The sequence below is a fragment of the Streptomyces sp. NA04227 genome (genome assembly GCF_013364195.1).
GTDB lineage: Bacteria > Actinomycetota > Actinomycetes > Streptomycetales > Streptomycetaceae > Streptomyces.
On sequence record NZ_CP054918.1, the window covers coordinates 4,130,091 to 4,156,182 of the forward strand.

Below are 26,092 nucleotides of genomic sequence, written 5' to 3' on the forward strand. Positions count from 1 at the left end.
GGTGAGGCCGGGTGGTGTGCTGGTCGGGGCTGGTAGAAAGCGGCGTGTGGCACGTTTTGATGTGACGGATGCTGAGTGGGCATTGCTGGAACCACACCTGCCGGTGGCCGCTTCCGGGCCGCTGCCGCGTCGGGTACGGGACCAGTTCAACGGGGTGTTGTGGCGGTTCCGCACCGGGTCGGGCTGGCGTGACGTGCCAGAACGCTACGGCCCCTGGTCCACGGTCTACTCCCGTTTCAATGCCTGGGCCAAAGCAGGGGTGTTCCAGGTGTTGATGGAAGCTCTCATCGCTGAGGCCAGCATGCGCGGGCAGGTCGGACTTGAGCTGGTCAGCGTGGACTCCACCATCGTGCGGGCTCACCACGAAGCAGCGGGGCTGGCGGTCGCCGGGGAGACCCTGGATGCGCTGGAGCAGGCGCTGACCGAGGAAAAGGGGGCTCCGCTGGACGATCAGCCGCCGGTGTGGAGGGTGGTGCGCGCCCGTCCGCGACCGGTGCGGACACGCCGCCGGGCCAGGACCGTGCTCGCGCACGCCGCCGCACCAGGGCCCGGGCCAAGGCGGCCGGACTCGGCCGGTCCCGCGGCGGGTTAAGCAGCAAGATCCACGCCGCTGTCGATGCCCGGGGCCTGCCGCTGGCGTTCGTCCTCACTGCCGGCCAGGCCGGGGACTGTCCGCAGTTGCCGACACTCCTGAACAAGATCCGGGTGCCCGGACCGGCGGGCAGGCCCCGCACCCGCCCCCGGTCGGTGGCCGCGGACAAGGCGTACTCGTCGAAGGCGAACCGGGCCTATCTGCGCCGTCGGCACATCACCGCGGTGATCCCTGAGAAGGCTGACCAGCAGGCCAACCGAAAGAAGAAGGGGTCGGCCGGTGGCCGGCCTGTCACCTTCGACCCAGAGCGCTACAAGCAGCGCAACACCGTCGAGCGCTGCTTCCAGAAACTCAAGACCTGGCGCGGTCTGGCCACCCGCTACGACAAAGCCCCAGAGAATTACGAAGCCGGACTCCATCTACGAGGCTCAATCATGTGGTTGAAGTACCTCACCTCCACCACATGATCCGAACCCCAAACAGCTCCTAGCACACGGCGGCTGTGAGCGGGGACGCCGGCTGACTGCGGTACCGTCGGATGGAATAGTGACGAATGCCCTCCGGAATCCCGGAGGGCATTCGCCGTTTGTGGAGGAGTGACATGGGGGCGCGGTGATGTGGCCGTGCTCAGGCCGCAGGCGTCAGCCCTCGGCGCCAGTACCGGAGTCCGTCTCGCCGTTGTTCCGCTCCGGTCTTGTTCCGCCCCGCTCTCGTCCGCCCGTCAACCCCCCGAACCGCCCCCGCGTGAAAGTTGCGCCTTCGACGTGCTGATGAACTCGTGGATCCAGGTGCGGGAGTCGTGGCGGTGGAGGGCCAGTTGCTCGTTGGTTTCGGCGGCGAGCATGGTGGCGATGCGGTTGATCGTGTCGCGGCCGAGCTGGCTCAACGCCGGGTCGTCGCTGAGGAGTTCCACCCGGAACACGGCCTCCTCGGCGGCCGAGCGCTGACGGTAGGACTCGTAGCGCAGTTCCTCCTGGACCTCGGCGGGCTTCTGCTCGTCGCGGGCGAACCAGCGGTCCATGACGCTGCGGCGGTAGTTCATCAGGGCGCCTCCGCAGTGTGCGTAGGCGTCGAGGCGCTCCTGGCGGATCTGTTCGGCCTGCCGTGAGCGCTCGGCGTCATTGGCCGCCCTGCGCTGGAACACGTGCGTGAGCGCCGCGCCGAGCAGTGTGCCGAGCACCGCTATGAGGCTTCCTGCCACCACTTCCATGGCATCAGTGGATCACGAACTGTCCGCACGGTCACGAACTCCCCTTGCCAGGCCGGGGTTTGGCGCGCGGAGTAACGTCGCCCGCCGAACCGCGCGTCGTACGGTCCGCCGTCACCGGTCCCGGTCGGGGCCGCCCAGGTCGGCCCGCATGGCGACGCGGAGGGTTTCCAGGGCGTCGACGTACGGGGTGTGGACCGTTTGCCAGGCCTCGCTGCGGGGGGCGGGGACGGAGGTGGTGTCCGGGCTGGGGGTGGTGTCCGGGCCCGAGGTGGTGTCCAGGGCGGAGGTGCGGGTGGCGAGGTTCTGGGTGCCTACCGCGTTGCGCAGTTCGCGCAGGCGGCGGTAGGTCTGTTCGGCGGCTTCGGAGACCGGGGCGGGGGCCACGAGCTGGATCTCGTACTTGAGGGCGAGCAGGGCGTGGCTGCGCCAGGCGTCGCGGATCTCCAGCTCGTCGACCGGGCCCGCGTTCCGGTGGCGGACTGCCAGGAGCTGGAGTTCGCTGTCCGTGGCGGTCAGTGCGGCCAGGTAGCGGGCGTACAACTCCCGTTTCAGTGACTCGTGTTGCGTGCCACGGTCTCGCCGCGAGCGCAGGCTCTCCGCGAGCAGGGTCGAACCGACGCCGACCACGGCGCCGATCAGTGTGCTCACGGGCGTGGTCCAGTCCATGGGGCGCAAGGCTAGATCACGGGCGGGAGGTGCTGACGTGCACCTGCAGTGCACACTTCTCGCCGAGCGGCGGGGCCTGGCCGGGCAGGCCCCCCAGGCCCGGCGGAAATTCCCTACCCCCGTGGCCGGAAACGGCTCAGACTCGTGTCATGGCTGACATGGGGGAGTTCCGGGAGGCGGTCGTCGCGTGGGCCGCCGGGGGGTCCGGTGAGCGGGCGCGGGAGCTGGCCGGGCGGGTGGCGGTGCGGGCGGCTGTGCTGCTCGAAGGGCCGAGCGATGTGGCGGCGGTGGACGCGCTCGCCGAGCGGCGTGGCCGGAATCTCGCGGCCGAGGGGGTCTGTGTCCTGCCGATGGGCGGTGCCATGAGCGTCGCGCGCTTCGCCGGGCTGCTCGGGCCGTCCGGCCTGGGCATCCGTCTCACCGGGCTGTGCGACGAGCGGGAGCGTCCGTACTACGCGCGCGGTCTCGAACGGGCCAGTGCGGGACAGGAGTTCTTCGTTTGCGCCGCGGATCTGGAGGACGAACTCATCCGTGCCCTCGGCGTGACGCGGGTGGCCGAACTCGTCCGCGCGGAGGGCGAGGTACGCCCCCTGGAGACCTTCCTGCGCCAGCCCGCACAACAGGGCCGCAGCTCACAACAGCAGCTTCGGCGCTTCTTCGGCACGAAGAAGGGACGCAAGATCCATTACGGTCGCGTCCTTGTCGAGGCACTCGAACCCGACCGGGTACCGGCGCCGCTCGACGATCTCTTCGCCTGCATCTGACCACCTGGCCACCACCTGCCGATTGGCAGCTTGGCCGAGTCGCCATCTGGCTGTCCACCCATCCGCCCACCCGCCTGTCCCGCCTCAGTGTCAGACCCTCCGGCTAGCGTCGAGGGATGGCCTGGTGGTGTACGGGGATGAGGTGGCGGGAGCGGGGCGGAGGGAGTGGGACGGGCGGGCCCGTGCTCGGGTGGTACGCGCCCGGGCGTGCGGACCGGGAGAGTGCGCCCTTGTTGGGGGAGCGGCTGGCTTTTCGGGTGGCGGCGGGCAGGCGGTGCCTCGGTGTGTGGCGGGGCGGGCGGTGGACGCCGTGTCCGGAGGAGGTGGCGGTGCCGGGTACGGTCACGCGCGCGCAGTGTGGCGACTGTGCGCGGATCGACCGCGCCCACTCGGTGGCCGCCGACACCTACGCCGACGACCCGCGCCCGTACCACGTCTACCTCGCCTGGTTCGGTCCCGGTCTGCTGAAGGTCGGCATCACCGGCGCCGCGCGAGGCTCGGCACGACTGCTCGAACAGGGCGCCGTCGCCTTCACCTGGCTCGGCGCCGGGCCACTCATGGCCGCCCGGCGCGCGGAGGAACTGCTGCGTGCCGCGCTCCGGGTGCCCGACCGGATCCCGTACGCCCAGAAGCGCGCCGTCCGCGGTCTGCTGCCCGGGCCGGAGGAACGCGCCACGGAGCTCGGCACCTTGCACGCGCGCGCCCGCGCACTGCCCGCCTGGCCCGAGTCTTTGGCGCCGCTGCCCTGCCAAGTCGTCGACCATGAGCAGGAGTTCGGGCTTGGTGCGCTGCCCGCGGCCGGTACGCCCGGCGTGGTCGGTGAGCTGGTCGTCGGAGGCACCGTCGCGGGGCGCCTGATCGCCGCCGCCGGTCCCGACCTGTATCTCGCTCAGAAGGATGCGCGGCGGGTAGTGATCGTCGACAGCCGGTTGCTGGCGGGGTGGCAGCTGGTGAGGGCGCCGGAGGCGGCGGGGACGACCGTGCCGGTGCGGCCGTTGGCCGTGGTGCAAGGGGGACTGTTCTGAACGGTGCTGCGTAGGGGTCCTGCGCCCGCGCCCGCGCCGGAGCCCGCGCCCGCCCTCATCCTCATCCCCACCCTCATCCCCATCCCCACCCTCATCCCCGCCCCGATTCTCAGGAAATTCACAGATTTCCCCAAGGGGGCTCTCACGGTGGCCCCGCACGGTGGGGACATGACCGTGACCTCGCCCCAGGGGCGTACCGAACCGCTGCGGCCGGACGGGAGTCCGGTCCGGGTGCTGGTGGTGGACGACGAGCAGTCCGTCGCCGAGTTGTTGTCGATGGCGCTGCGCTACGAGGGCTGGCAGATCCGGCATGCCGAGGACGGCGCCGGTGCGGTCCGCGCCGCCCGCGCGTTCCGGCCGCATGCCGTGGTCCTGGACATGGCGCTGCCGGACATGGACGGGCTGTCGGCCCTGGGCCGGCTCCGGCGCGAACTGCCGGACGTGCCCGTGCTGTTCCTCGCCGCCAGGGACGCGGGCGAAGGACGGATAGCCGGACTGACCGCGGGCGGCGACGACTGTGTGACCAAGCCCTTCGGCCTGGAGGACGTGGTGGCCCGGCTGCGCGGGCTGATCCGCCGCTCCGGCGCCGTCGACCGGCGCACGGAGTCGGTCCTGGTGGTCGGCGATCTCACCCTCGACGAGGAGAGCCACGAGGTGACCCGCGCGGGCGTCTCCATCCACCTCACGGCCACCGAGTTCGAGCTGCTGCGCTTCCTCATGCGCAATCCGCGCCGCGTCCTCAGCAAGCCGCAGATCCTGGACCGTGTGTGGTCGTACGACTTCGGCGGCCAGGCCAATGTCGTCGAGCTCTACATCTCCTACCTGCGCCGCAAGATCGACCGGGGCCGGGAACCGATGATCCACACGCGGCGGGGCGCCGGGTACCTGATCAAGCCCGCACCCGCGCCCGCACCTGCCCCCGCGCCTACTCGGGCCCCGGCATCGGCCCCGGCACCGGCCTTGACCACGACGTCCCGCTGAGCCGCCTCCTCGCCCCCCCGGCACCGCCCCTGTCGGCCCGCCGCCTCCTCCCGTAAGCAGCGCTCCCCTCACGGCTTCCGGCGCAGGCGCAGGTCCGCCACGATCGGGAGGTGGTCGGAGGCCAGGGTGTTCACCACCTCGGAGTTCAGGACTCGTACGCCCTCGCCGACCGTCACGTAGTCGATCCGCTTGACCGGAGCGGCTGCCGGGAACGTCGGCGCGGCGGGGTCGGCGTCCGTCAACTCCTGCCAGAGCGGGGCGAGTTCGGCGGCGCCGGGTTCCGCGTTGAAGTCGCCGAGCAGGATCTGGCGGGGGCAGCGGCCGTGCCGGTCGCAGTCCTCGGCGAGGATGCGCCGGGTGTCGGCGACCTGGGCGGTGCGTACGGCGGGGTCGGGGCGGTAGTCGAGGTGCGTGGAGTAGATGTGCACCGGCAGGCCGCGCACCCGTACGACGACCTCGGGGAAGCCCGGCGCCGGGGCGGGCACGGGGTTCGGGTCCTGCGTGGACAGCCGGGTGATGTCGTGGTTCACGGTCTCGGTGAACCGGTACCGCGAGAGCACCGCCGGGCCGTACTCCCGTCGCGGGGCGCCCTCGGACGGCGGGTCGAAGCTGTATATGGGCGCGAAGTAGACGTGCATACCGAGCCGTTCGGCCAGCTCGGTCGCGAGGTCGCGCCACTGGCTGCGGGCGCCCCAGTGGACGTCCACCTCCTGGAGGCCGATCACGTCCGCGTCGAGTGCGCGCAGCGCCGCCTCCTGCCGGTCCACGTCGAAGACACTGTCCGCGCCCGCGCCCGCGTGGATGTTGTACGTGGCGACACGCAGCGGCACGGAGTCCCAGGCCGCCGACTGCTCGCGTACGGGCGACGGTGGCGTTCCGTCGGACGTGTTCGTTGCCGTCCTCGCCGTCGCCGCCCTCGTCGCCGCCGTCGCCGGTGACGCCAGCGGGGCCAGGAGCGAGGCGGCGGCCGCGAGGGAGGCGAGCGCCGAGACGGACACGAGGGGGACGGGTGAGCGGCGGGTCGGGGTGCCGAGACGTGAACGGCCGTGCGGGGAAAGGGGCTTGAGCCCCGAGTGGCTCCCTGAGCCGAGTTCTGGTGCGTGCCGAGGCAGTGGAGACATCCGACTTCCCTGGGGTCAGGTCCGGCTTCGGGGGCCGGAGTCAGGTCCGGTGGCTGATCCGATGTCAGGGGTGCGCGCAGCACCGTACCGCTCCCGGCCGTCACTGAACCCGTACGCGACACGTGCGGCGAGTGACCGTGAGCTTGCGAGGGGCGGATTGGCGGAAGTTTGCGTTCCGCTTGGCTTCGGGGACCGTCGCCCGCGTGCGCGAAGTTGAACACGATCCGGGGTTTCCGTGAACGCTCCGGTGCGGGCAGACTCGCCCTGTGGCCGGGCCCGGTGAGGGCCGAGCGCGGCTGGTCGGGCATGGGGCGACGGGAAGAAGAGGACCATGGTGAAGGCAGCCGAAGGAACCCGCCGTCCCGCGCGCAGCAGTGTCTGGCTGGAGCGGTCGGCGGCGCGTGGCGCGACGGACCGGCGCAGTGATCAGCCGAGCGGTCTGGACCGTGCGCGGATCACGGCGGCGACCGTGCGGCTGCTCGACGCCGAGGGGCTCGCCAAGTTCTCCATGCGGCGGCTGGCAGCCGAACTCCACGTCACCGCCATGTCGGTGTACTGGTACGTGGACACCAAGGACGACCTGCTCGAACTCGCACTGGACGCCGTCTACGGTGAAATGACCCTGCCCGTCGGGGAATTGGGCACCGAGGACTGGCGGGACCAGTTGCGCGCGCTGGCCGCCGAGTACCGCTCGCTCCACGTACGCCACCCGTGGGTTTCCCCGCTCACCGGCAACTATCTCAACATCGGCCCCCGGGCACGGGAGTTCTCGCACGCCGTACAGCGGGTGGTGCGCGGCACCGGGCTCGGGCCCCAGGGGCAGATGGGGGCGATCTCGGCGGTCTTCCAGTTCGTGTACGGATTCGGCACCATCGAGGGGCAGTTCATCCGGCGCTGCGCCAACGCCGGTGTCAGCCAGGACGATTACCTGTGCGAGGCGCTCCGGGGCGTCAACACCGACCCCGAACTCGCCGACTCCCTCAAGCAGGCCACCGGCCTCATCGAGGCGGGCGGCGCCGAGAGTGTCGAGGAGATGCGCGAACGCGATTTCCGCTGGGCACTCGACCTGCTGATCTCGGGCATCGAGGTCGCGGTCGGCGCCGAGTCGATTCCCCCGCCCAGGAGTTGAGCCCGGGGACGACTCACGAACTCCCTTCTGAGGTAGGGGAGTTGGGGCCGCCTGCCCTGCTGAACCGGGCGCCCCACTCATGGATCCGGTCGACCAGTTCGGGCGGCTGAAGGACGGTGAAGTCGGCCTCCAGGGAGCCGAGGGCGAGGATCGTCCAGTCGAGGTTGTCGGCGTTCATACGGACCCGGCAGTGCTCGGCGTCGACCTCTTCCACTGTGCTCCACCGGCCGATCCGTTCGCGTACGGAGGCGGCCGGGGAATCCACCAACGCCTCCACGCGGCGCGGCAGTTGCACCAGGCGGGCGCGGATGAACTCGGCGGCGTCGGCGGCGGGAAGTTCGCGCGGCCGGAAGCGGGCGCCGGTGCCCTGGGGCGCGCTGAGCCGGTCGAGGCGGAAGCTGCGCCAGTCGTGCCGGGTCAGGTCGTAGGCGACGAGGTACCAGCGGCGGCCGAGCGGAACAAGGCGGTGCGGTTCGACGTGCCGCTCGGTGGCGCGGCCGTCGGCGGAGGTGTACGAGAAGCGGAGCTGTTCGGTGTCGCGGCAGGACATGGCCACCTCGGTCAGCACCGTGGGATCGATGTTCGCCGCGGCCGGGCCGACCCAGCCCGCGGGTACCGTCATCGCGCCCAGCGCCTCCACCCGGCGGCGCAGCCGGGCGGGCATCACCCGTACGACCTTGGCCAGCGCCCGTACCGAGGACTCGGCGATGCCCTCGACCGTGCCCTGTGCGGCGGTCTGGAGCCCGACCGCCAGGGCGACCGCCTCGTCGTCGTCGATCACCAGCGGGGGCAGGGCCGCGCCCGCGGCGAGCTGATAACCGCCGTCCACCCCGCGCCGCGCCTCCACGGGATAGCCGATCTCGCGCAGCCGGTCCACGTCCCGGCGCAGGGTGCGCGGTGAGACCTCCAGCCGCTCGGCCAGCTCGGTGCCGGGCCAGAAGCGGTGGGTCTGGAGCAGGGACAGCAGACGCAGGGTCCGGGTGCTGGTGTTCGCCATGCTCGGGATTGTTCCGTAATTCAGGACAGAAAGTGGCCGCAATGGCTTCTATCGTCGTTCTTGAGCGACGGGGCGGAGCGCAAGCTCCGAAGCCCTGGCCTCGGACGTCGCGCAGCCCGCGACAGCAGCTTCAGAACCGGCAGAACCTACGGAAGGTGTGGATCATGACCGTCAAGCAGGCGACGACCCCCAACCCCGGCCAGTCCGTCCGGAACGGCCAGGCCCCCGCCCTCACCGGCGAGCGCGCCGACCTCCTGGAGACCCTGGCCACGCACCGGCAGTTCCTGCGCCTGACCACGCGCGACCTGACCGACGAGCAGGTGGGCCGCCGTACCACCGTCAGCGAGCTTTGCCTGGGCGGACTGATCAAGCACGTCGCCGCGGTCGAGCGGGGGTGGCACGGCTTCATCGTCGACGGCCCTTCGGCGATGCCGAACTTCACCGAGTGGACCGAGGAGGACTTCGCCCGCCGCACCGACGAGTTCCGGATGCTGCCGGGCGAGACGCTGGCCGGAGTGCTCGCCGACTACGCCGAAGTGGCCCGTGGGACGGACGAGTTGATCGCCTCGCTGCCCGACCTGGACGCTTCCCACCCGCTGCCCGAGGCACCCTGGTTCGAGCCGGGCGGTCGCTGGTCGGTGCGCCGGGTGCTGCTGCACATCATCGCGGAGACCGCCCAGCACGCGGGCCACGCCGACATCATCCGCGAGGGCCTGGACGGCGCGAAGAGCATGGGCTGAGCCGCCCAACAGGCGGCGGCCGCCGGGCCCTTGGCAACCCTCGACGAGTGGCGACGAGTGGCTGACGGGTAACTCCCCTTGCCCAGGGCCCGGTTCACAACTGAGGCAGCGCCTCCCCGCGCACCGCCTGGATGTCGAGTTCGACCCGCAGCGTCGTACCGATCGCCGCGATGCCGGTCTTCAGTACCTGGTTGTAGTTCATCGCGAAGTCCTCGCGGCGCAGTTCGGCCGTGGCGCGGAAGGCGGCGCGGGTGCCGCCCCAGGGGTCCGGTCCGGTGCCGAGGTAGCCGAGGTCCAGGTCGACCTCGCGCAGGACGCCGTGCATCCCGAGTTCGCCGTGCACCATCCAGCGGCCGGGCCCGGCCGGGGTGAGACTGTGCGAGCGGTAGGTGATCTCCGGGAACCGCTCCACGTCCAGGAAGTCGGGCGACTTCAGGTGGCCGTCGCGCAGCGCGTTGCCCGTGTCGAGGGAGGCCGGGGCGATGGTCGCGGACACCCGTGAAGTGCCTGGGTTCTCAGGGGAGTTGGCGATGTCGATGCGGGCCCCGAAGTCCAGGAACCGTCCCCGCACACTGGAGATGCCCAGGTGCTGGGCGACGGCCGTCACCGAGGAGTGCGCGGGGTCGACGGTCCAGGGGCCGGGCGGCGGGAGTGCGTGCCCGTCCTGCCGGGCCAGTTCGATCCGGCCGAGCTCGGCCCGGCCGCTCGCGGTCACGAACGCCGTTCTGGCGAGCGGCTCGTAGCCGACGGCGGTGACGATCACCGTGTACGGACCGGGGGTCAGCGGCGCCCCCGTGCGCACCGCGCCCTCCGCGTCGACCTCGGCACGCAGCACCTGCGTACCCGCCATATCGGTCAGCGTGACAACGGCATGGGGCACCGCCCACCCGTCCCGCGTGCCGATCCGTGCGCTGACTGCCATCGCTTCAACCGCCTTGTGTTCAAGGTGAGTTACGTGTGAGGGGCCCCGACGGCGGCGCGAGCGGCCGTCCCCTGCCGCTGGGTCGCGCGCCGTCGGGGCCCGTTCCCGTGACCCGGGCGGCGGTGTCCTCCGCTCAAAGGCACCGGCGGGGCCGACGGGAACCCGGGGCGGCCGCCGCACCTGGCGGGGTGCGGCGACCGGGTAACTAGGGCCTGTCCGGGTGGGCGAGTTGGATGTCGTGACCGGCCGTGTCGCCGCCGGTCACGTGCAGGGAGGTCGCGGTGGGCGGGTAGCCGGTGGCGATCACCGTGTACTGCCCGGCGTCCAGATCGGTGAAGACGTACGCGCCGTCCTCGCCCGTCGTCGCGACCGCGACCACATTGCCCACGGCGTCGACGAGCGTGACCCGCGCGTCCCCCAGCGGACGGCCCGCGGCGGACACCGTGCCCCGCGCCTCGGCGCCCGGGTCGAGCGCGATCTCGACGCGGGTGACCCCCGCGCCGCCGATCTCCACGGGACGGGCCAGCGGACGGTAGCCGCTCGCGTTGACCGCGAGCGTGACCGGCCCCGGCACCAGCCCGGCGAAGTGGAACGCGCCCCGCTCGTCCGTGGTCGCGGTGGCGAGGACCTCGCCCCGGACATCCGTCACGACGACCACGGCCGCCGTCACCGGCCCCTCGCCCGCCACGGTCGTGACCACGCCGGACAGCCCGCTGGCCCCGCTGAGCAGCAGGTCGTACGTGACCGGCTCGCCCGTCACCACGACGGTCGCGGCATGCGGCCGGAACCCCTCGGCGGAGGCGATCAGGACGTACGTACCCGCGCCGGGCGCCGCCACCTCGTACCCGCCCTCCGGCCCGGCGAAGGACCGGCCGACCTGCCGCCCGACCAGCGAGGTCAGGGTGACTGCGGCGCCCGGGACGGGCGCGTCCTCGGCGCCGCGGACATGGCCGGTGACGGGGATGCCGGAGGTCGCGTCAGCGGGAGCGGCTTCGGTCGGGGTGACCTCCGCCGGGGAAGCCTCCGTCGGAACGGTCTCCGTCGGAACGGCGTCCGCAGCGCGTGCGAGACCGGAGCCCTCCGAACCGGCCGCGGAATCAGCGGAGTTGGAGGTGGCTGCCGCACCCCGCAGCGGCACCTCCTTGATGAACAGCACGGCGAGCAGGGAGAGGGCGGCCAGCGGGGCGGCGTAGAGGAAGACGTCCGCGATGCCGTGGCCGTAGGCGCTCTCCATCACCTGGCGCAGGGGTGCGGGCATGGCGTCGAGGTCGGGAATGCTGCCGTGGCCGCCGCCCTCGGCGGCGAGTTTCGCGCCCTCGGGGCCGAGGTCGGTCAGGCCGTCCTTGACGTAGTCGGTGATGCGGTGGGCCATCATCGCGCCGAGCGCGGAGACGCCCATCGCGCCGCCGAGCGAGCGGAAGAAGGCGACGACGGAGCTGGCGGAGCCCAGGTCGGAGGGGGCGACCTGGTTCTGCGTGCACAGCACCAGGTTCTGCATCATCATGCCGATACCGAGGCCGAGCACGGCCATGTACAGCGCGAGCAGCCAGTACTCGGTGTCGTAGCGCATGGTGCCGAGCAGGCCCAGGCCCGCGGTGGTCAGCAGGCTGCCCGCGAGCAGCCAGGCCTTCCAGCGGCCGGTCTTGGTGACCACGATGCCCGCGCCGGTCGAGGAGAGGAACAGACCGGCGATGAGCGGGATGGTCATCACCCCGGACATGGTCGGCGACTTGCCGCGCGCGAGCTGGAAGTACTGGCTGAAGAAGACCGTGGCCGTGAACATCGCCACCCCGACGAACAGCGAGGCGATCGAGGCCAGCGTGATCGTACGGTTGCGGAACAGCCGCAGCGGGATGATCGGTTCGCTCGCCCTGGTCTCCACCAGAAGGAAGAGCAGTCCGAGCAGGACCGCGCCGCCGACCATCGCGTACGTCTGGGTGGACAGCCAGTCGTACTTGTCACCGGCGAAGGTGATCCAGATGAGCAGCAGGCTGACCGCGGCCGTGATGAGGAAGGCGCCGCCCCAGTCGACCTTGACGTCCCGCTTCACGACGGGCAGGTGCAGGGTCCGCTGGAGGACGATCAGCGCGATCACCGCGAAGGGCACGCCGACGTAGAAGCACCAGCGCCAGCCGAGCCAGGAGGTGTCGGTGATGACGCCGCCGAGCAGCGGCCCGCCGACGGTGGCCACCGCGAAGGTCGCGCCGAGGTAGCCGCTGTAACGGCCGCGCTCGCGCGGGGAGATCATCGCAGCCATGACGATCTGGGCGAGCGCGGTGAGACCGCCGACGCCGACGCCCTGCACGACGCGGCAGGCGATCAGCATCGCGGGGTTCTGCGCGAGACCGGCGACCACCGAGCCGAGGACGTAGATGACCAGGGCTATCTGGACGAGCGCCTTCTTGGAGAAGAGGTCGGCGAGCTTCCCCCACAGCGGTGTGCTCGCCGTCATCGACAGCAGCGCCGCCGTGACGACCCAGGTGTAGGCGCTCTGGCCGCCGCCCAGGTCACCGATGATCTCGGGCAGGGCGTTGGACACGATGGTCGACGACAGGATGGCGACGAACATGCCGAGCAGCAGCCCGGACAGCGCCTCCATGATCTGCCGGTGCGTCATCGGCGCGTTGGCGTCGTGGTCGGCCTGTTTGCCGTGGGAGGGGCGCCCGGCGCGGTGTGCGCCGTTGCCGTGCGCCGTGCGCGGGGGATTGCCCTGCGCAGCGGCCTGTTCGGCGTCGCCGCCCCGCACACCGGTGTCTGGTGTGGTCGTTGCCATGGAGGTCCTTTGCTTGCGTGCTTCGTCGCTTGCGCGTGTGTGCCGGTGCGCCGGTGTGCTTCGTCTGTGCTTCGTCGTCGTTCAGGTGCTGCTGGGAGGCACGCGCGGCGTGGGCGGGGGCGCGAGTGTCCGAGAGTGCGCGGGCGCCTGGGGGTGCACGGGTGTCTGGGGGCGCGCGCTGGCGCGGCAGTCACCGAAGCCGGCGCGCAGTCTGGTCAGCAGATCGGTGAGGGTGCGGACCTCGTCCTGGGTCCAGTCGCTCAGCCGCTCGGACAGGTGCCGGGCGGTACTCGCGGACATTTCCGCGAGTTTGGCGGTGCCCGCCCCGGAGAGCCGGAGGATGCGCGAGCGCCGGTCGGCCGGGTCGGGCAGCCGGTCGATCCAGCCGCGCTCGGCCACGTGCGCCACATGCCGACTGGTCACCGACAGGTCCACCGCGAGCAGCTCGGCGAGGCGGCTCATCCGCATCTCGCCGTCGCGGGCCAGGACGAAGAGGACCGCGGCACTGGCCGGAGGGCAGTCGGCGGGCAGGATGCGGGCGAGGTCACGCTTGACCGCGTTCACGCTGCTGAGCTGACGCGCCAGTTCTTCGTACGGGTCGAGGTCCTCGTGCGGAGGGAGTTCCTTGTACGGAGGGAGTTCCTCGTACAGGGGGAGTTCCTCGTGCGGAGGGGGTTCCTTGTACGGATCGAGGGTGGCGCGCCGCCGGTCGTGGTCCGGTTCCTGACGCTTCACGGAGTTTCCCGTCTGCTTCTTCGTGGTTCTGCTCGGTCTGTTCCGGCTCGTTCCGGCCCGGCCTCTTCGCGGCGCCGCTGTCTGAGGTCCCATGCCTGAGCACCCCTGTGTGAGCACCCCTGTGTGAGCACTCCCGCACAGTTTGTTGCTTAGAGCAACGATAGGAGAAGTTGGTTGCCGCAGGCAAACGTAATGACGGGGTGGAGCCCTAAAGAAGGCGCAAAGGTCTGGGTGCGTACGGATAAAACGGCTGGTGGGAGGCTGTCCCGCCGTTTGGGGCGGTGTACTGGGACAGAGGGCGGGCGGTCCCGGTGGCCGACGAGTGACTTCAGCGGATCGTCGCGCCGAAGTGTCCTGCCCGCTCTTGGGTGCGGGGGCCGACTTCGCTAGTGTCCTGGCTCATGGCACACAACCCCCAAGCCCCGCAGGGCCCCGAGGGTCACGACCCGTCGGGCAGCACCCAGATGTTCCGCGCCTTCGTCGACGAGGGCGCCCCGCAGGCCGCTCAGCCCGCGGCGGCCTCGTCCGGTCCCCGTATCGGCCTGATCATCGGCGTCGTGATCGCCCTCGCCGTGGTGGCCGGGGTGGCCTGGCTCGCCCTGGGCTGAGCCGGGCGCGGGCAGGTAACCACGGCACGGCCGAACGGCTCGACGGGCTCGGGCAGTCGACAACGAACGGACAGCCGGACAGCCGGACAGCCGGACGGCCGGACGGCCGAAGACAAACGGACAAAGGACAGCGCGCGGCATTCTGCGCCGCACGCTGTCCTTCCGTTTTCCGGCGGTCGTTTCCGGCGGTCGTTCTCCAGTGGCCGCTCTCAGGCGGTAGCTCTCAGGCCGTCGTTCTCAGGCGGTCCGTCCCGCCCGCCGCCGGTCAGCCCAGCAACGCCTGCCAGGTCTGGGCGCCGACGATCCCGTCCGGCGTGAGCCCCCTGCTCTTCTGGAAGGCGGTCACCGCGTCCTTGGTGCCCTGCCCGAACTGCCCGTCGACCTTCAGCGCGGCGCCATGGCCGTTCAGCAGGAACTGGGCCGCCTTCACCGGGTTGCCGCCGCTGCCCGCGCGCAGCGTGTCGGCGAGCGCCTGCCAGGTCAGCGGGCCCGCGATGCCGTCGGCCGTGAGCCCCTTGCTCTTCTGGAAGGCGGTCACGGCCGCCTTGGTACCGGGACCGTACGCGCCGTCGACGTTCACCGCACCGCCGTGCCCGTTCAACAGATGCTGAAGAGCGGTCACTTGACTCCCCGAGCCACCCTCCTTGGCGATTGGCCATGACTGTACGGGCGGCGGGTTGTACCTCCCCTTGGCGAAGGTCTTCAGGTCGTTCAGCGAGCCGTTGAAGACGTTCTGGTCACCCGGCAGCGGTCCGGAGCGCGCGGTCTGCCAGATCGTGTACGTGGACCAGCCGGACGGCAACGGCAGCGCCGAACCGCCGTAATTGGCGATCCACAGCGGGGACTTGTTGGCGAAGGCCGAGGTGTTGCCGGTGCACTTCCTCCACCAGTCGGTCGTCGAGTAGATCACCGGATAGCGCCCGGTGCGCTGTTTGTAGCGCTCCAGGAAGTCGCCGATCCACTTGGTCATCGCGCCCTTGCCGAGCCCGTAACAGTCGTTGCCCTGATCGGGGTTGTACTCCACGTCGAGCGCGCCCGGCAGCGTCCTGCCGTCCGCCGTCCAGCCACCGCCGTGGTCGACGAAGTAGTCCGCCTGCCGCGCGCCGCTCGACTTCTCCGGGCTGGCGAAGTGGTACGCGCCCCTGATCAGCCCCGCCTTGGCCGAACCCCCGTACTGCTGACCGAAGTTGGGGTTCCGGTAGGTATGGGACTCGGTCGCCTTGACGTACGCGAACTTCGCCCCCTTCGCCGCCACCGCCCCCCAGTCCACATTGCCCTGATGGCTGCTGACGTCGAGCCCCTTCACCGCACCGGCGGCGAGCGGCGCCGGGATCTCGCGGCCGGTGTGCTCGGCGACACCGGAGCCCGCGTGGTGGTCGTCGGCCGGGGACGCCGCCGGGCGGGCGCCGTCGGCGAAGGCACCGACCGCGGGCGTGAGGCAGGCACAGCCGAGGGCGAGCGCGAGCGTGGTGAATCCGTATGTACCGATACGGGACTTGAGGGTCATGAAGCTTCACTCCTGTACGTGGGTGGGGGCGTGCGGGTGCGCACGCACCGGGTGGGTGCGTAGGGGGGAGGGGGTGGGGGTGGCGGTATGCGTGTCCGCTCGCCCCGCTCGTCAGTGGACGCGCAGGGTGGAGAACGCCCGCTCCACCGCCTCCTGGTGCAGTGCCCTCAGCAGGGTCGGCTTGCGCGTGCACGGGCGTCCGTAACGGGCTGGGGCGCGGTGCCCAGCCGTCTCAACAGCTCTGTTCCGTACGGCTTTTCGCTGGTCGTCGGCGTCCTGGGCGGCCGTACGTGCCTCGTACGCGCATTGAAGCGCCGACGGGCTCACGGCTCACGGCGAGAGATACACGTGATCTTGCGCGGCGGCGCGTACGGAGTCACACGTCGCCCGGTCGGAGCACCGCCCGTCCCCGCACGCCGACCGCGCACGCCGGGCGCACCTGCCCCGCACAGCTCGGACGCCTCATACGTATCCCCGTGTCCCCATGCGCGTCCCGGTGCACGTCTCCATACGTGTCTCCATGCGCGTCCCCCCGGATTTCCTGTCTCCGTTCCCTGGGGAAGAACGTACGGAGAAGGGACAACAGGGCGCGTCCAACAGGCAGTTGAAGTCCGGTGGCCTACCAGGGGCCGAGTCCGCCGCGCTCTCCACCCTGGGTCGCAGCTGACAGCCGACAGCCGATAGCCGACAGCCCTTAGCTCGGCAGGGGGACCTGTATCAGAGGGCTGCCCGCCCAGGCCCGACAGGACCTATCGGGTCCCGCACCGGGCGCAGCCGCCCTCCGGCTGTCCGCCGTCCAACTTGCCGCTCTTCCCACTCTTCCCGCTCTGCGGCAGCGCGAGGCCCGACTCGTACGCCACGACGACCGCCTGCGCGCGGCTGCGCAGGTCGAGTTTGGTCATCACGCGGTGCAGATGGGACTTGACCGTGGCCTCGGAGACGAAGAGGTGTGCGGCGATCTCCTCGTTGCACAGTCCGCGGGCCACCAGGAGCAGAACTTCCCTTTCCCGGGAGGTGAGTTGCTCCAGGGCGGTGTGCTCTTCGGCGGGCATGGTCCGCTGCGGTGCGTACGCCTCGATCAGACGGCGGGTGACGCTCGGCGCGAAGAGCATCTCGCCCCCGGCGATCACGGAGATGGTGTGCACCAGACGGTCCGCGGGGGTGTCCTTGAGCAGATAGCCGGCACATCCGGCCCGCAGCGCGGCGTAGACGTACTCGTCCCGGTCGAACACCGTCAGCACGATGACCCGGGGCAGCGGGTCCAGGTCGAGCGCGAGGATGCGCTCGGCGGCGACGATCCCGCCCATCCCCGGCATGCCGATGTCCATCAGCACCACCTCGGGCTTCTCGCGCGCCGTCGTCGCCAGCGCGGTCTCTCCGTCCGCGGCCTCCAGCACAGGGTCGAAGCCCGGCGTCGCGCGCAACAGGGCGGCCAGCCCGGCCCGGATGAGTTCCTGGTCGTCCACTACGAGAATGCTCGTCATGTCCTGATACCCCCGACCACTACGACGACTTCCGTACACGCCGGGTTTCAACAGCCCCTGGGGAACGAGGGATTGGGACAGTTGTTACGTACCGTCGACGGGCAGTGAGAGCCGCACCTCGAAGCCGCCCTCCGGCCGTTGCCCGGTGGTCAGGGTGCCGTCCCAGACCTTGACCCGCTCCCGCATACCGATGAGCCCGAGCCCCGAACCGGTGCCGCCACCGTCGGCCGCCGTGCGCCTCGCCCCGCTGTCACCCTTGCCGTACGAGCCGTTGCCGTACGTCCCTTCGCCGCGGCCGTCGTCCCGCACGGTGACCGCGATCCGCCCCGGCTGATGGGCGACCCGTACCTCCGCCTCGCGGGCGCCGGAGTGCTTGACCACATTGGTGAGGGCTTCCTGCACCACGCGGTAGACGCAGAGTTGGAGTCCGGGGCTGAGCGGCGGCGCGATGCCCTCGGTGTGGACGCGTACCCGGACTCCGGTGAGCCCGGTGCGTTCGGCCAGTTCGGGGATGCGGTCGATGCCGGGGAGTGGCTCGTGCGGCGGGAGGAGCGAGGGAGATCCGCCGTCGTGCGAGCCCGTGCCGGTGCCGTTGGGGCTGTCGTCGCTGCTGTCGGGGTCCGTCCTCAACAGGGCCAGCAGCCTGCGGAGTTCGTCGAGGGATTCGTGGGAGGCGCGGGCGACGGTCTCGACGGCGGTGCGGGCGGTCGGCGGATCGGAGGTGAAGACGTAGGAGGCGAGTCCGGACTGGATGCTGATCACGGACATGTGCTGGGCCAGTACGTCGTGCAACTCCCGTGCGATACGCACCCGTTCGTCGGTGATCGCCCGGCGGGCCTCGGCGGCCTGCTGGCGGGCGAGGAGCCGGGTCAGGCGGCGCAGTTCGGCGGTGCGCTGTGCGGCCCGGCGCTGCGCGAGGCCGAAGGCCAGTGCCACCAGCGGCACGACGAGCGCCTGCACCGCGACCAGGGCGGGTGACAGGCCGCCGCTGATGCCGCTCTGGGTCACGACGGCGGCGGTCAGCGCGGCGCCCGGAAGGGACACGCGCGGCGGGCGGGCGGCGGCCAGGCCCACCAGGGCGATGGCCGGGACCCAGTAGTTCAGCGAGGGCTGGTAGCCCAGGGCGAGATACGTCGCGTACCCGGCGCAGCACAGCACCAGCACCGTCGCCGGTGCGCTGCGGCGGGCGAGCAACGGCAGCGCGGTGCACAGCGTGAGCGCGTACGCGAGGGCGTCGAACTCGGCCCAGCCCGGCGGGTGGTACTGCTGCCCGGCCACACAGCCGCCGATCGCGAGACCGACGGCGAGGACCACGTCGCCCACTCTGCCCAGGCCCGGTTTGATGCGCACCGGTGGATGCTAGGCGGGCGCCGCGTCGGCGTCTTCAACCGCGGGGTTGAAGTTCCTTACCGCAAGCGGCAGTTGCCAGGCCCGATGGTTGGCGCTCCCGGCAGTTGCCGCTCCCTGCGGTCCCCACGATCCGGCCGCTCAGTCGTTGATGAGGCCCTCGCGGAGTTGCGCCAGCGTCCGGGTCAGCAGACGCGAGACGTGCATCTGCGAGATGCCGACCTCTTCGCCGATCTGGGACTGCGTCATGTTCGCGAAGAAGCGGAGCATGATGATCTGCCGTTCGCGGGGCGGGAGTTTGGCGAGCAGCGGCTTGAGCGACTCGCGGTACTCCACGCCTTCCAGGGCGCTGTCCTCGTAGCCGAGGCGGTCGGCGAGCGAGCCCTCGCCGCCGTCGTCCTCCGGTGCCGGGGAGTCGAGCGAGGAGGCCGTGTAGGCGTTGCCCACCGCGAGGCCGTCGACCACGTCCTCCTCCGACACCCCCAGTACGGCGGCGAGTTCGGCCACCGTGGGCGAGCGGTCGAGGCGCTGCGAGAGCTCGTCGCTGGCCTTGGTGAGGGCCAGCCGCAGCTCCTGGAGGCGGCGCGGTACGCGTACCGACCACGAGGTGTCGCGGAAGAAGCGCTTGATCTCCCCGACGACCGTCGGCATCGCGAACGTCGGGAATTCCACGCCGCGTTCGCAGTCGAAACGGTCGATCGCCTTGATCAGGCCGATGGTGCCGACCTGGACGATGTCCTCCATGGGTTCGTTGCGGCTGCGGAAGCGTGCCGCGGCGTACCGCACGAGGGGGAGGTTGAGCTCGATGAGGGTGTCGCGTACGTAGGCCCGCTCCGGGCTGTCCTTGTCGAGCGCGGAAAGCCGCAGGAACAGGGAGCGGGAGAGCGTGCGCGTGTCGATGACTTCCGAAGTGTGCAGCATGTCGGGTGCCGCCTCGGGCTCGTTGGGCGTCAGTACCTTCGAGCTGCCCTGGTCTGCGGACATGCCACCCCCTTGAGGTCGCGTAACGGTCGCGGTGGGCGCCCCGGTTGTGGAACGCAGCCTCCACCTGAATACCGGCGGGGGAGGCTCGCCAAACGCCGTTTCCGCAGAATGTCACATGTCGGCAACACGCTGTAGTGACATGTCGACATCGATCCGGGACGTCTGCGCAGGAAGCGGGGGTCCGCTTCACCCTTCGTGGCGCACGTCACAGTCCGGCCCCAAGTCGCGGACCACCCGTGCCGGTTACGCCTCGATCCTGTTTGCGGACCGGAGCCGAGCGAAGCTCCGGGCGAGCAGTCGCGACACATGCATCTGCGAAACGCCCAGTTCCGCGCTGATTTGGGACTGGGTGAGGTTGTTGTAGTAGCGCAGCAGCAGAATCCGCTGCTCGCGCTCGGGGAGCTGGACGAGCAGATGCCGTACGAGATCGCGGTGTTCGACGCCGTCGAGGGCCGGGTCCTCGTAGCCGAGCCGGTCGACGAGCCCCGGCAGCCCGTCGCCCTCCTGCGCCGCTTCGAGCGAGGTCGCGTGGTACGAGCGCCCCGCCTCGATGCAGGCGAGGACCTCCTCCTCGGTGATGCGCAGCCGTTCGGCGATCTCCGCGGTCGTGGGCGAGCGTCCGAAGGCGGTGGTGAGGTCCTCGGTGGCACCGGTCACCTGCACCCACAGCTCGTGCAGCCGCCGCGGTACGTGCACGGTGCGGACGTTGTCCCTGAAGTACCGCTTGATCTCGCCGATCACCGTCGGCATCGCGAACGTCGGGAACTGCACACCGCGCTCGGGGTCGAACCGGTCGATGGCGTTGATCAGGCCGATGGTGCCGACCTGGACCACGTCCTCCATCGGCTCGTTACGGCTGCGGAAACGTGCCGCCGCGTAGCGGACGAGCGGCAGGTTCGCCTCGATCAGTGCGGCCCGCACCCGGCCGTGCTCGGTGCTGCCCGGCGCGAGCCCGGCGAGCCTGGCGAAGAGCACCTGGGTCAGGGCGCGGGTGTCGGCACCGCGCTGCCGGGCCGGGGTGGCTTCCTGGGTGTACCCGGATTCCGATTCGGTTTCGGACTCGGTTTCCGGCTCGGGATCGGGCTCAGGATCGGGATCGGATTCGGGCTTTCCGCGGTGCTGTTCGGGGTCCTGCTCGTGACGGTGTCCCGGAAGCTGTTCGTGCTCCGGATTCCGTTCGTGTCCCGGGCCCTGCCGGGGTGGAGCCTTAGGCGCTGTGCTGGCCGGCAAGGTCGACGCCACCCCTTTTCGCGGAGATTTGCTCGTTCGGGAACTTCCTGAACCTGAAACCGTCAAAAGCGGTCATAGCATCACAAGACATGTGCACAGTGTGCAAGCACCGCAAATCTACGTGTTGACCGGTGAATCTGCAGGTAAGGGCGGGTGTGAGCCTGCGTGGGCACGGGCTTGCGACGCTCGTGCGGGGGACACGGGTGCGGACATACGAACGTCCCCCGCCGGAGGGGCGGGGGACGTGCGAGGGTGACGTCCAGGCCGGTGCGCGAGTCGTGTGCGGCCTTGAGTTGTCCGGGAGTTCGGAGGTGCGGGAGTTCGGTCGGCCCGCGCCTGCGGAGATGTGCCGTATCAGGCGGGGACCGTGTCGTGTCCGGCGCGGAACTCGTGCTTCCGGGCCGGGAATCGCCGTCCTGGGCTCAGAACTCGTAGTCGGCGATCACCCAGGTGGCGAACTCGCGCCAGAGCGCGGCCGCGGCCTGGTGGGCGGGGTGTTCGAGATAGCGGCGCAGGGCGTCGGTGTCCTCGACGGCGGAGTTGATCGCGAAGTCGTAGGCGATCGGCCGGTCGGTGATGTTCCAGGCGCACTCCCAGAAGCGCAGCTCCGGGATCTGCCCCTCGAGTTCGCGGAACGCCTTCTCGCCCGCGAGGACGCGCTCCTCGTCGCGGGCCACGCCCTCGTTCAGCTTGAACAGGACCAAGTGCCGGATCACGTGTGCTCCTCGGGGGGCTCTGGCCGACGGCGGGCCCGTGCCGCCACCGGTGTCAGTCGTTCTTGCCGCCGTTGGCGATCCATGTCATGAAGTCGCCTATGGACTTGGCTCCGCTGGATATGCCCTCGAAGCCCATCTGCACATAGTCGGCGGCCTTCGCCGGGTCGGTGATGATCACGTAGAGCACGAACACGGCCAGCACGTAGACTGCGATCTTCTTCGACTGCACACCCACGCTGTGGCTCCCCTTGCCCGGTGTCCCTCGTACTCCCCAACCTGCGCGGCGCCGCTCCGTGCGCCACCGGCGGCGAGTGTATCCCGCCCGTCCGACGGCCGACGGGGGGACGAGTCCGTATTCACCAGGCATTTCCTCTTCAATGCCCGCGTGTTGTAGGGGAGTTGTGGCAGGAGTGCCGCATATCCCTCACGGAGGGTGGTTGGCGGCAGAGGGCGGGTGGCCGGAGCAACTCCGTTTGTCCGGGCCGTTGTTCGCTCGCGCGATTTCTTGGGGCGAGCTTTGTGGGGCGAGTTCCTGCGGGGCGAGCTCTCGCAGGGCGGGCTCTCGTGGGCCTGGCGGTATCTGCCGACGGAACGCTGCGAGGGGCCCGATCCATTGGATCGAGCCCCTCGTTCACCAGCGGTAGCGGAGGGATTTGAACCCTCGGTGACTTGCGCCACACTCGCTTTCGAGGCGAGCTCCTTCGGCCGCTCGGACACGCTACCGAGAGAGATCCTAGCCCAAGGTCGGCCGTGCCCTGAAATCCGTATCCGGAGGCTGCTCAGCGGTCGCGGAAGAAGTCGGTGAGCAGGCGGGCGCACTCCTCCTCGCGGACGCCGGCGATCACCTCGGGGCGGTGGTTCAGGCGGCGGTCGCGGATCACGTCCCACAGCGAACCGGCCGCGCCCGCCTTCTCGTCGCGGGCGCCGTAGACCACGCGGTCGAGACGGGACAGGACGATGGCGCCCGCGCACATGGTGCAGGGCTCCAGGGTGACCACCAGGGTGCAGTCGGCCAGGCGCCAGCCGCCGAGTTGCTCGGCTGCCCGGCGGACGGCGAGCACCTCGGCGTGCGCGGTGGGGTCGCCGGTGGCCTCGCGTTCGTTGTGCGCGCGGGAGAGGGGGGAGCCGTCGGGTGCGAGGACCAGCGCGCCGACCGGGACGTCCCCGCCGCCGACCGCCAGCCGGGCCTGCGCCAGCGCCAGCTCCATCGGCTCCCGCCAGCGGTCGCGTACCGGGTCGGGTTCCTGTGCCGAGCTGCTCATGGTCCGGAACCTACCTTCCCGGCTCGGCCTCGGCGCGCCCGTCCCCGGCTCCGCCTCGGCGCCCGCCCCCGCCTCTGCCTCGGCGCTCACTCGGCGCCCCTGCCCGTCTCCTCCCCGGCCCCCTCGCACTCCGCCTCCGCGACGAAAACGCGCGCCAGCATCGAGTGGAACTGGCCACGCTCGGTGGCCGACAGTGGTGCGAGGAGTTCGTCCTGCGTCCTGAGCAGGTCGCCCAGCGCCGCCCGGTAGGCGTCGGCGCCGCTCTCGGTGAGGGTGACGACGTACTTGCGGCGGTCCGCGGTGCTGCGTTCCCGGCGGGCGAAGCCGCGTTGTTCCAGGTCGTCGACGACGGCGACCATCGTGGTGCGGTCCAGGCCGGTCAGGCCGCACAGGTCGCGCTGGGAGGGGGCCTGGGCCTGGTCCCGGATGAACGCCAGTACGCGGACGAGCCGTCCGGTCAGCCCGTGCCGCCGCAGTGCCCGGTCCACGGAGCGGCCGGTCATCGCCGAGGTCTTGATCAGCAGGTAGCCGGTGAGTTCGTCCACGTGCGGGACGGCGTCGTCCGGGGTTGCCGGGCGCTCGGGCACTGGACCCCCTCTTCATTCATCAGTTAGCGTGATCGTCATGACTGCTGACGATATTTTACGGCGCAGGGTCCCGCGGCGGAACGCGACGACGGCACGCCGCCGCACACAACGGGAAGAGACCGCGGTACGCGCGGTGCTCGTCATTATCGGTCTCATCACCGCGACCCCCGCGCTCGCCCTGGTCTCCCCGGGCACGCTGGACATCGCGTACGGGATCGGTGACGTCGCGGACCCGATGACGCTCGCTCTTCTCCAGCACCGCGGCCTGTTGCAGGGCGCGTTGGGGGCGGCGTTGGTCTGGGCCGCGTTCCGGCCCCTGGTGCGGGTCGCGGTGGCGGGCACCGCCGTCGTCACCAAGAGCACCTTCCTCGCGCTCACCGAACTCGACCCGGATGTCGGCGGCGCGGCGTCCAGCACCTTCGACGTGGTCGCCGTTGTGGTGCTGGCCGCCCTCATCGTCCGGCAGCTGACACGGCAGCGGCGGCGGGCCGGGAACTCGCCCGCGGCCACCGGCATCTGACGGCGGGACGCAGGCAGCGGTACGCAAGCGGCGGTACACAGGCGGCGGGCCGGGACCGCATACGACGGTTGCGTACGGCGGCTGGGTACGACGGCTGCGTATGGCAGCCGCGTGCGCGGGTCCCGGCAGGGCGACTCCCGGGACGTCCCGGCGGGCCGACTCCCCGGACGTCCCGGCGAACCGCGCCAGGACGCCCCGACCGACGGACGCCCCGACCGACGGACGCCCCAGCCGACGGACGCCCCGACCGACGACGTCCTAGCGCACCGCCTCCAAGACCTCCGCGACGCCCAGGAGTTCGGCGATCTCGCCCAGGGCGTCGCCGCTGTCCATCTGGCGCAGGTCGGCTTCGGAGACGCCGAGGTCGGTGAGGACCGTGCGGTCGCCGAGCGGTCCGGCGGGCAGCGGGTCGAGGGCGTCGATGCCGTCCTCGTCCTGCGCGCCGGTGTCCACCTCGGCGGGCTCACCGTCCTCGGTGCCGTCGAGGTCGAGGGTGTCGAGGTCGGTTCCGTCGTCGGATCCCGGCTCGCGGCCGACGAGTTCGTCGGTGAGCAGGATCTCCCCGTACGAGCTGCGGGCGGCGGCCGAGGCATCCGAGATGTAGATGCGCGGGTCCTCCTCGCCCTCGACACGGACGATGCCGAACCAGGCACCTTCCTGTTCGACGAATACGAGAACCGTGTCGTCGTCGACCGAGTTCTCGCGGGCGAGGTCGGTCAGATCTGACAGGGTCTCCACGTCGTCGAGCTCTGTATCGCTCGCTTCCCACCCGTCTTCGGTGCGCGCGAGCAGTGCGGCGAAGTACACCGTGACTCTCCCACTGGTCTAGGGCGTGCCGGTTGGGATTCCCCCCGGCGGAGGCTGCGAGCGGGAACGCAAGCGCGACCCCGCCCATCGGAATCGTGGCAGAAACAACGCCGTCAGGAGAGGTCTTCCGCCCGCTGTGTTGCGCGCGCCTCATCCCGGACCGTACGACAGCGGATCCGGCCGCACGCCTGCGGCCCCGCCGAGGACCCGAACGGCCGCGCCCGTTCACCGGGGGACGAACCCCTGGTCACCGGCAGTACGCCGGACGGTTCGGTACCGCGGTTCGGTGCTGTGGATCGGGGCGGCCGGGGCCGTCACCAGCGGAAGGTCCGCATCCGCATGTGCTGGCGCATCCGGGCGGCGCGGGCGCGGCGTGGCTGGACCCGGTCGCGCAGTTCTCGGGCCTCGTTGAGGTCGCGCAGAAACTGCGCGCGACGGCGGCGTCGCTCCGCCTCGTTCTCCTCCGGATACGCGTCCGGTCGGTCACCGCTCGGGTTCTGTTCCGGCATTCACCACACCACCCCGGGTCCGTCCCTCTCACTTTCCCCCCGGTGGCCGGTTTGATGCCAGTGCGGGAGGCGGGAACCGTGGGCCGCGCGGCGAAGGGCCTTGGCTACCCTGTGGCCATGCGCCTCCACGTCGTCGACCACCCGCTGGTCGCCCACAAACTGACCACACTGCGCGACCGGCGCACCGATTCCCCGACCTTCCGCCGTCTCGCCGACGAACTGGTCACGCTGCTCGCCTACGAGGCGACCCGCGACGTACGCACCGAGCAGGTCGACATCGAGACGCCCGTGGAGCGGACGACCGGGGTGAAGCTCTCCTACCCCCGGCCGATGGTGGTGCCGATCCTGCGCGCCGGTCTCGGCATGCTCGACGGCATGGTCCGGCTGCTGCCGACGGCCGAGGTCGGCTTCCTCGGCATGATCCGCAACGAGGAGACCCTGGAGGCCTCGACCTACGCGAGCCGGATGCCGGAGGACCTGTCCGGGCGGCAGGTCTACGTACTCGACCCGATGCTCGCGACCGGCGGCACCCTGGTCGCGGCCATAAAGGAACTCATCCGGCGCGGCGCCGACGACGTCACGGCCGTGGTGCTGCTCGCCGCCCCCGAGGGCGTCGAGGTGATGGAACGGGAGCTCGCGGGCACCCCGGTCACCGTCGTGACCGCCTCGGTCGACCAGCGCCTGAACGAGCACGGCTACATCGTGCCCGGCCTCGGCGACGCGGGGGACCGGTTGTACGGGGCGGCTGAGTAGAGGGGTTCCCGGGTTCCCGGTTCACGGGTTTACGGGTTTACGGGATTGCGGGTCTGCGCGCGGGTGGTTCGGGGCTGGTTCCCGGGGCGCCCGCGTGTGTTTTCGGGCCGCTTCTGAAGGCTG

At 70.9% G+C, this 26,092-nt stretch carries 25 protein-coding genes, 1 tRNA gene and 2 pseudogenes; 9 read left to right on the forward strand and 19 right to left on the reverse strand.

What is annotated here, in order from left to right; genetic code table 11:
- Positions 1 to 46: 46 nt before the first annotated feature.
- Positions 47 to 1,059 (forward strand): annotated as a pseudogene (locus HUT18_RS17555) (IS5 family transposase).
- 254 nt (positions 1,060 to 1,313) lie between these two features.
- Here HUT18_RS17555 and HUT18_RS17560 read toward each other — a convergent pair.
- Together HUT18_RS17560 and HUT18_RS17565 are read right to left on the reverse strand one after the other, a co-directional pair.
- Positions 1,314 to 1,802, reverse strand: a complete 489-nt coding sequence (locus HUT18_RS17560; RefSeq protein ID WP_176101587.1) for a hypothetical protein — start codon at positions 1,800 to 1,802, stop codon at positions 1,314 to 1,316.
- A 111-nt stretch (positions 1,803 to 1,913) separates the two neighbouring features.
- Complete coding sequence (locus HUT18_RS17565; protein ID WP_176101588.1) at positions 1,914 to 2,468, reverse strand: hypothetical protein; 555 nt, start codon at positions 2,466 to 2,468, stop codon at positions 1,914 to 1,916.
- Positions 2,469 to 2,617: 149 nt separating this feature from the next.
- Here HUT18_RS17565 and HUT18_RS17570 point away from each other — a divergent pair, with 149 nt between their 5' ends.
- The 3 genes and pseudogenes from HUT18_RS17570 to HUT18_RS17580 all read left to right on the forward strand — a co-directional run.
- Positions 2,618 to 3,232: a TOPRIM nucleotidyl transferase/hydrolase domain-containing protein gene (locus tag HUT18_RS17570; RefSeq protein WP_176101589.1), complete on the forward strand. Its 615-nt coding sequence runs from the start codon at positions 2,618 to 2,620 to the stop codon at positions 3,230 to 3,232.
- Positions 3,233 to 3,348: 116 nt separating this feature from the next.
- A complete protein-coding gene (locus HUT18_RS17575) occupies positions 3,349 to 4,257 on the forward strand; it encodes a DUF2797 domain-containing protein (RefSeq protein WP_176101590.1) in 909 nt (302 codons plus the stop codon).
- 168 nt (positions 4,258 to 4,425) lie between these two features.
- Positions 4,426 to 5,163 (forward strand): annotated as a pseudogene (locus HUT18_RS17580) (response regulator transcription factor); the annotation flags it as partial.
- Between the two features lie 143 nt (positions 5,164 to 5,306).
- Here the strand turns inward: HUT18_RS17580 and HUT18_RS17585 are convergent.
- Complete coding sequence (locus tag HUT18_RS17585; RefSeq protein ID WP_254878654.1) at positions 5,307 to 6,236, reverse strand: endonuclease/exonuclease/phosphatase family protein; 930 nt, start codon at positions 6,234 to 6,236, stop codon at positions 5,307 to 5,309.
- A gap of 454 nt (positions 6,237 to 6,690) precedes the next feature.
- Here HUT18_RS17585 and HUT18_RS17590 point away from each other — a divergent pair, with 454 nt between their 5' ends.
- On the forward strand, positions 6,691 to 7,488 hold the full coding sequence (locus HUT18_RS17590) for a TetR/AcrR family transcriptional regulator (protein ID WP_176101593.1): 798 nt from the start codon (positions 6,691 to 6,693) through the stop codon (positions 7,486 to 7,488).
- A gap of 13 nt (positions 7,489 to 7,501) precedes the next feature.
- Here HUT18_RS17590 and HUT18_RS17595 read toward each other — a convergent pair whose 3' ends face one another.
- Positions 7,502 to 8,485 carry a YafY family protein gene (locus HUT18_RS17595; protein WP_176101594.1) on the reverse strand — a complete coding sequence of 328 codons (984 nt, stop codon included), beginning with the start codon at positions 8,483 to 8,485 and terminating at the stop codon, positions 7,502 to 7,504.
- A gap of 164 nt (positions 8,486 to 8,649) precedes the next feature.
- On the opposite strand from HUT18_RS17595, the gene HUT18_RS17600 reads away from it, so the two are divergent.
- Complete coding sequence (locus HUT18_RS17600) at positions 8,650 to 9,225, forward strand: DinB family protein (RefSeq protein WP_176101595.1); 576 nt, start codon at positions 8,650 to 8,652, stop codon at positions 9,223 to 9,225.
- A gap of 94 nt (positions 9,226 to 9,319) precedes the next feature.
- Here HUT18_RS17600 and HUT18_RS17605 read toward each other — a convergent pair whose 3' ends face one another.
- From HUT18_RS17605 to HUT18_RS17615, 3 genes are all read right to left on the reverse strand, one after another.
- Positions 9,320 to 10,147, reverse strand: coding sequence for a YceI family protein (locus HUT18_RS17605; RefSeq protein WP_176101596.1), 828 nt, complete (start codon positions 10,145 to 10,147; stop codon positions 9,320 to 9,322).
- Between the two features lie 205 nt (positions 10,148 to 10,352).
- Positions 10,353 to 12,920, reverse strand: a complete 2,568-nt coding sequence (locus HUT18_RS17610) for an MFS transporter (protein ID WP_176101597.1) — start codon at positions 12,918 to 12,920, stop codon at positions 10,353 to 10,355.
- Between the two features lie 81 nt (positions 12,921 to 13,001).
- Complete coding sequence (locus tag HUT18_RS17615) at positions 13,002 to 13,571, reverse strand: MarR family winged helix-turn-helix transcriptional regulator (RefSeq protein ID WP_254879042.1); 570 nt, start codon at positions 13,569 to 13,571, stop codon at positions 13,002 to 13,004.
- A 485-nt stretch (positions 13,572 to 14,056) separates the two neighbouring features.
- Between HUT18_RS17615 and HUT18_RS17620 the strand changes: the two genes are divergently transcribed.
- Positions 14,057 to 14,263, forward strand: coding sequence for a hypothetical protein (locus HUT18_RS17620; protein ID WP_176101599.1), 207 nt, complete (start codon positions 14,057 to 14,059; stop codon positions 14,261 to 14,263).
- 265 nt (positions 14,264 to 14,528) lie between these two features.
- Here the strand turns inward: HUT18_RS17620 and HUT18_RS34190 are convergent, their stop codons facing one another.
- The 10 genes from HUT18_RS34190 to HUT18_RS17670 form a co-directional block, all read right to left on the reverse strand.
- Entirely contained in the window at positions 14,529 to 15,770 is a 1,242-nt protein-coding gene (locus HUT18_RS34190; RefSeq protein WP_176101600.1) for a GH25 family lysozyme, read from the reverse strand.
- A gap of 749 nt (positions 15,771 to 16,519) precedes the next feature.
- Entirely contained in the window at positions 16,520 to 17,254 is a 735-nt protein-coding gene (locus HUT18_RS17630; protein WP_176101601.1) for a response regulator transcription factor, read from the reverse strand.
- A gap of 84 nt (positions 17,255 to 17,338) precedes the next feature.
- The gene (locus HUT18_RS17635) at positions 17,339 to 18,604 is read right to left on the reverse strand and encodes a sensor histidine kinase (protein WP_254878655.1); all 1,266 of its coding nucleotides are present in this window, start codon (positions 18,602 to 18,604) and stop codon (positions 17,339 to 17,341) included.
- A 138-nt stretch (positions 18,605 to 18,742) separates the two neighbouring features.
- Positions 18,743 to 19,585, reverse strand: coding sequence for an RNA polymerase sigma factor SigF (locus HUT18_RS17640; protein WP_176101602.1), 843 nt, complete (start codon positions 19,583 to 19,585; stop codon positions 18,743 to 18,745).
- Between the two features lie 243 nt (positions 19,586 to 19,828).
- Positions 19,829 to 20,815: an RNA polymerase sigma factor SigF gene (locus tag HUT18_RS17645; RefSeq protein ID WP_254878656.1), complete on the reverse strand. Its 987-nt coding sequence runs from the start codon at positions 20,813 to 20,815 to the stop codon at positions 19,829 to 19,831.
- A 422-nt stretch (positions 20,816 to 21,237) separates the two neighbouring features.
- Complete coding sequence (locus HUT18_RS17650) at positions 21,238 to 21,531, reverse strand: Dabb family protein (protein ID WP_176101603.1); 294 nt, start codon at positions 21,529 to 21,531, stop codon at positions 21,238 to 21,240.
- A 52-nt stretch (positions 21,532 to 21,583) separates the two neighbouring features.
- Positions 21,584 to 21,766 (reverse strand): hypothetical protein, encoded by a 183-nt coding sequence (locus HUT18_RS17655; protein ID WP_176101604.1) that lies wholly within the window; start codon positions 21,764 to 21,766, stop codon positions 21,584 to 21,586.
- A 403-nt stretch (positions 21,767 to 22,169) separates the two neighbouring features.
- A tRNA-Ser gene (locus tag HUT18_RS17660) sits at positions 22,170 to 22,254 on the reverse strand.
- A gap of 56 nt (positions 22,255 to 22,310) precedes the next feature.
- Positions 22,311 to 22,793 carry a tRNA adenosine(34) deaminase TadA gene (gene tadA, locus HUT18_RS17665; RefSeq protein ID WP_176101605.1) on the reverse strand — a complete coding sequence of 161 codons (483 nt, stop codon included), beginning with the start codon at positions 22,791 to 22,793 and terminating at the stop codon, positions 22,311 to 22,313.
- 86 nt (positions 22,794 to 22,879) lie between these two features.
- Complete coding sequence (locus HUT18_RS17670) at positions 22,880 to 23,380, reverse strand: MarR family winged helix-turn-helix transcriptional regulator (RefSeq protein WP_176101606.1); 501 nt, start codon at positions 23,378 to 23,380, stop codon at positions 22,880 to 22,882.
- Positions 23,381 to 23,417: 37 nt separating this feature from the next.
- Between HUT18_RS17670 and HUT18_RS17675 the strand changes: the two genes are divergently transcribed.
- The gene (locus HUT18_RS17675) at positions 23,418 to 23,900 is read left to right on the forward strand and encodes a hypothetical protein (protein WP_217710500.1); all 483 of its coding nucleotides are present in this window, start codon (positions 23,418 to 23,420) and stop codon (positions 23,898 to 23,900) included.
- A 258-nt stretch (positions 23,901 to 24,158) separates the two neighbouring features.
- On the opposite strand, the gene HUT18_RS17680 is transcribed toward HUT18_RS17675, so the two are convergent.
- Together HUT18_RS17680 and HUT18_RS17685 are read right to left on the reverse strand one after the other, a co-directional pair.
- Entirely contained in the window at positions 24,159 to 24,707 is a 549-nt protein-coding gene (locus HUT18_RS17680) for a hypothetical protein (RefSeq protein WP_176101607.1), read from the reverse strand.
- 314 nt (positions 24,708 to 25,021) lie between these two features.
- Positions 25,022 to 25,216, reverse strand: coding sequence for a hypothetical protein (locus tag HUT18_RS17685; RefSeq protein ID WP_176101608.1), 195 nt, complete (start codon positions 25,214 to 25,216; stop codon positions 25,022 to 25,024).
- 117 nt (positions 25,217 to 25,333) lie between these two features.
- Here HUT18_RS17685 and upp point away from each other — a divergent pair, with 117 nt between their 5' ends.
- Positions 25,334 to 25,969, forward strand: a complete 636-nt coding sequence (gene upp, locus HUT18_RS17690) for a uracil phosphoribosyltransferase (protein WP_176101609.1) — start codon at positions 25,334 to 25,336, stop codon at positions 25,967 to 25,969.
- The last annotated feature ends 123 nt before the right edge of the window (positions 25,970 to 26,092 follow it).

Excerpts from the sequence above, each read along its gene's own strand:
- HUT18_RS17560 (WP_176101587.1), bottom strand. The coding sequence starts at position 1,802 with ATGGAAGTGGTGGCAGGAAGCCTCATAGCGGTGCTCGGCACACTGCTC.
- HUT18_RS17565 (WP_176101588.1), bottom strand. The coding sequence starts at position 2,468 with ATGGACTGGACCACGCCCGTGAGCACACTGATCGGCGCCGTGGTCGGC.
- HUT18_RS17570 (WP_176101589.1), top strand. The coding sequence starts at position 2,618 with ATGGCTGACATGGGGGAGTTCCGGGAGGCGGTCGTCGCGTGGGCCGCC.
- HUT18_RS17575 (WP_176101590.1), top strand. The coding sequence starts at position 3,349 with ATGGCCTGGTGGTGTACGGGGATGAGGTGGCGGGAGCGGGGCGGAGGG.
- HUT18_RS17590 (WP_176101593.1), top strand. The coding sequence starts at position 6,691 with ATGGTGAAGGCAGCCGAAGGAACCCGCCGTCCCGCGCGCAGCAGTGTC.
- HUT18_RS17595 (WP_176101594.1), bottom strand. The coding sequence starts at position 8,485 with ATGGCGAACACCAGCACCCGGACCCTGCGTCTGCTGTCCCTGCTCCAG.
- HUT18_RS17600 (WP_176101595.1), top strand. The coding sequence starts at position 8,650 with ATGACCGTCAAGCAGGCGACGACCCCCAACCCCGGCCAGTCCGTCCGG.
- HUT18_RS17605 (WP_176101596.1), bottom strand. The coding sequence starts at position 10,147 with ATGGCAGTCAGCGCACGGATCGGCACGCGGGACGGGTGGGCGGTGCCC.
- HUT18_RS17610 (WP_176101597.1), bottom strand. The coding sequence starts at position 12,920 with ATGGCAACGACCACACCAGACACCGGTGTGCGGGGCGGCGACGCCGAA.
- HUT18_RS17620 (WP_176101599.1), top strand. The coding sequence starts at position 14,057 with ATGGCACACAACCCCCAAGCCCCGCAGGGCCCCGAGGGTCACGACCCG.
- HUT18_RS34190 (WP_176101600.1), bottom strand. The coding sequence starts at position 15,770 with ATGACCCTCAAGTCCCGTATCGGTACATACGGATTCACCACGCTCGCG.
- HUT18_RS17630 (WP_176101601.1), bottom strand. The coding sequence starts at position 17,254 with ATGACGAGCATTCTCGTAGTGGACGACCAGGAACTCATCCGGGCCGGG.
- HUT18_RS17640 (WP_176101602.1), bottom strand. The coding sequence starts at position 19,585 with ATGTCCGCAGACCAGGGCAGCTCGAAGGTACTGACGCCCAACGAGCCC.
- tadA (WP_176101605.1), bottom strand. The coding sequence starts at position 22,793 with ATGAGCAGCTCGGCACAGGAACCCGACCCGGTACGCGACCGCTGGCGG.
- HUT18_RS17675 (WP_217710500.1), top strand. The coding sequence starts at position 23,418 with ATGACTGCTGACGATATTTTACGGCGCAGGGTCCCGCGGCGGAACGCG.
- HUT18_RS17685 (WP_176101608.1), bottom strand. The coding sequence starts at position 25,216 with ATGCCGGAACAGAACCCGAGCGGTGACCGACCGGACGCGTATCCGGAG.
- upp (WP_176101609.1), top strand. The coding sequence starts at position 25,334 with ATGCGCCTCCACGTCGTCGACCACCCGCTGGTCGCCCACAAACTGACC.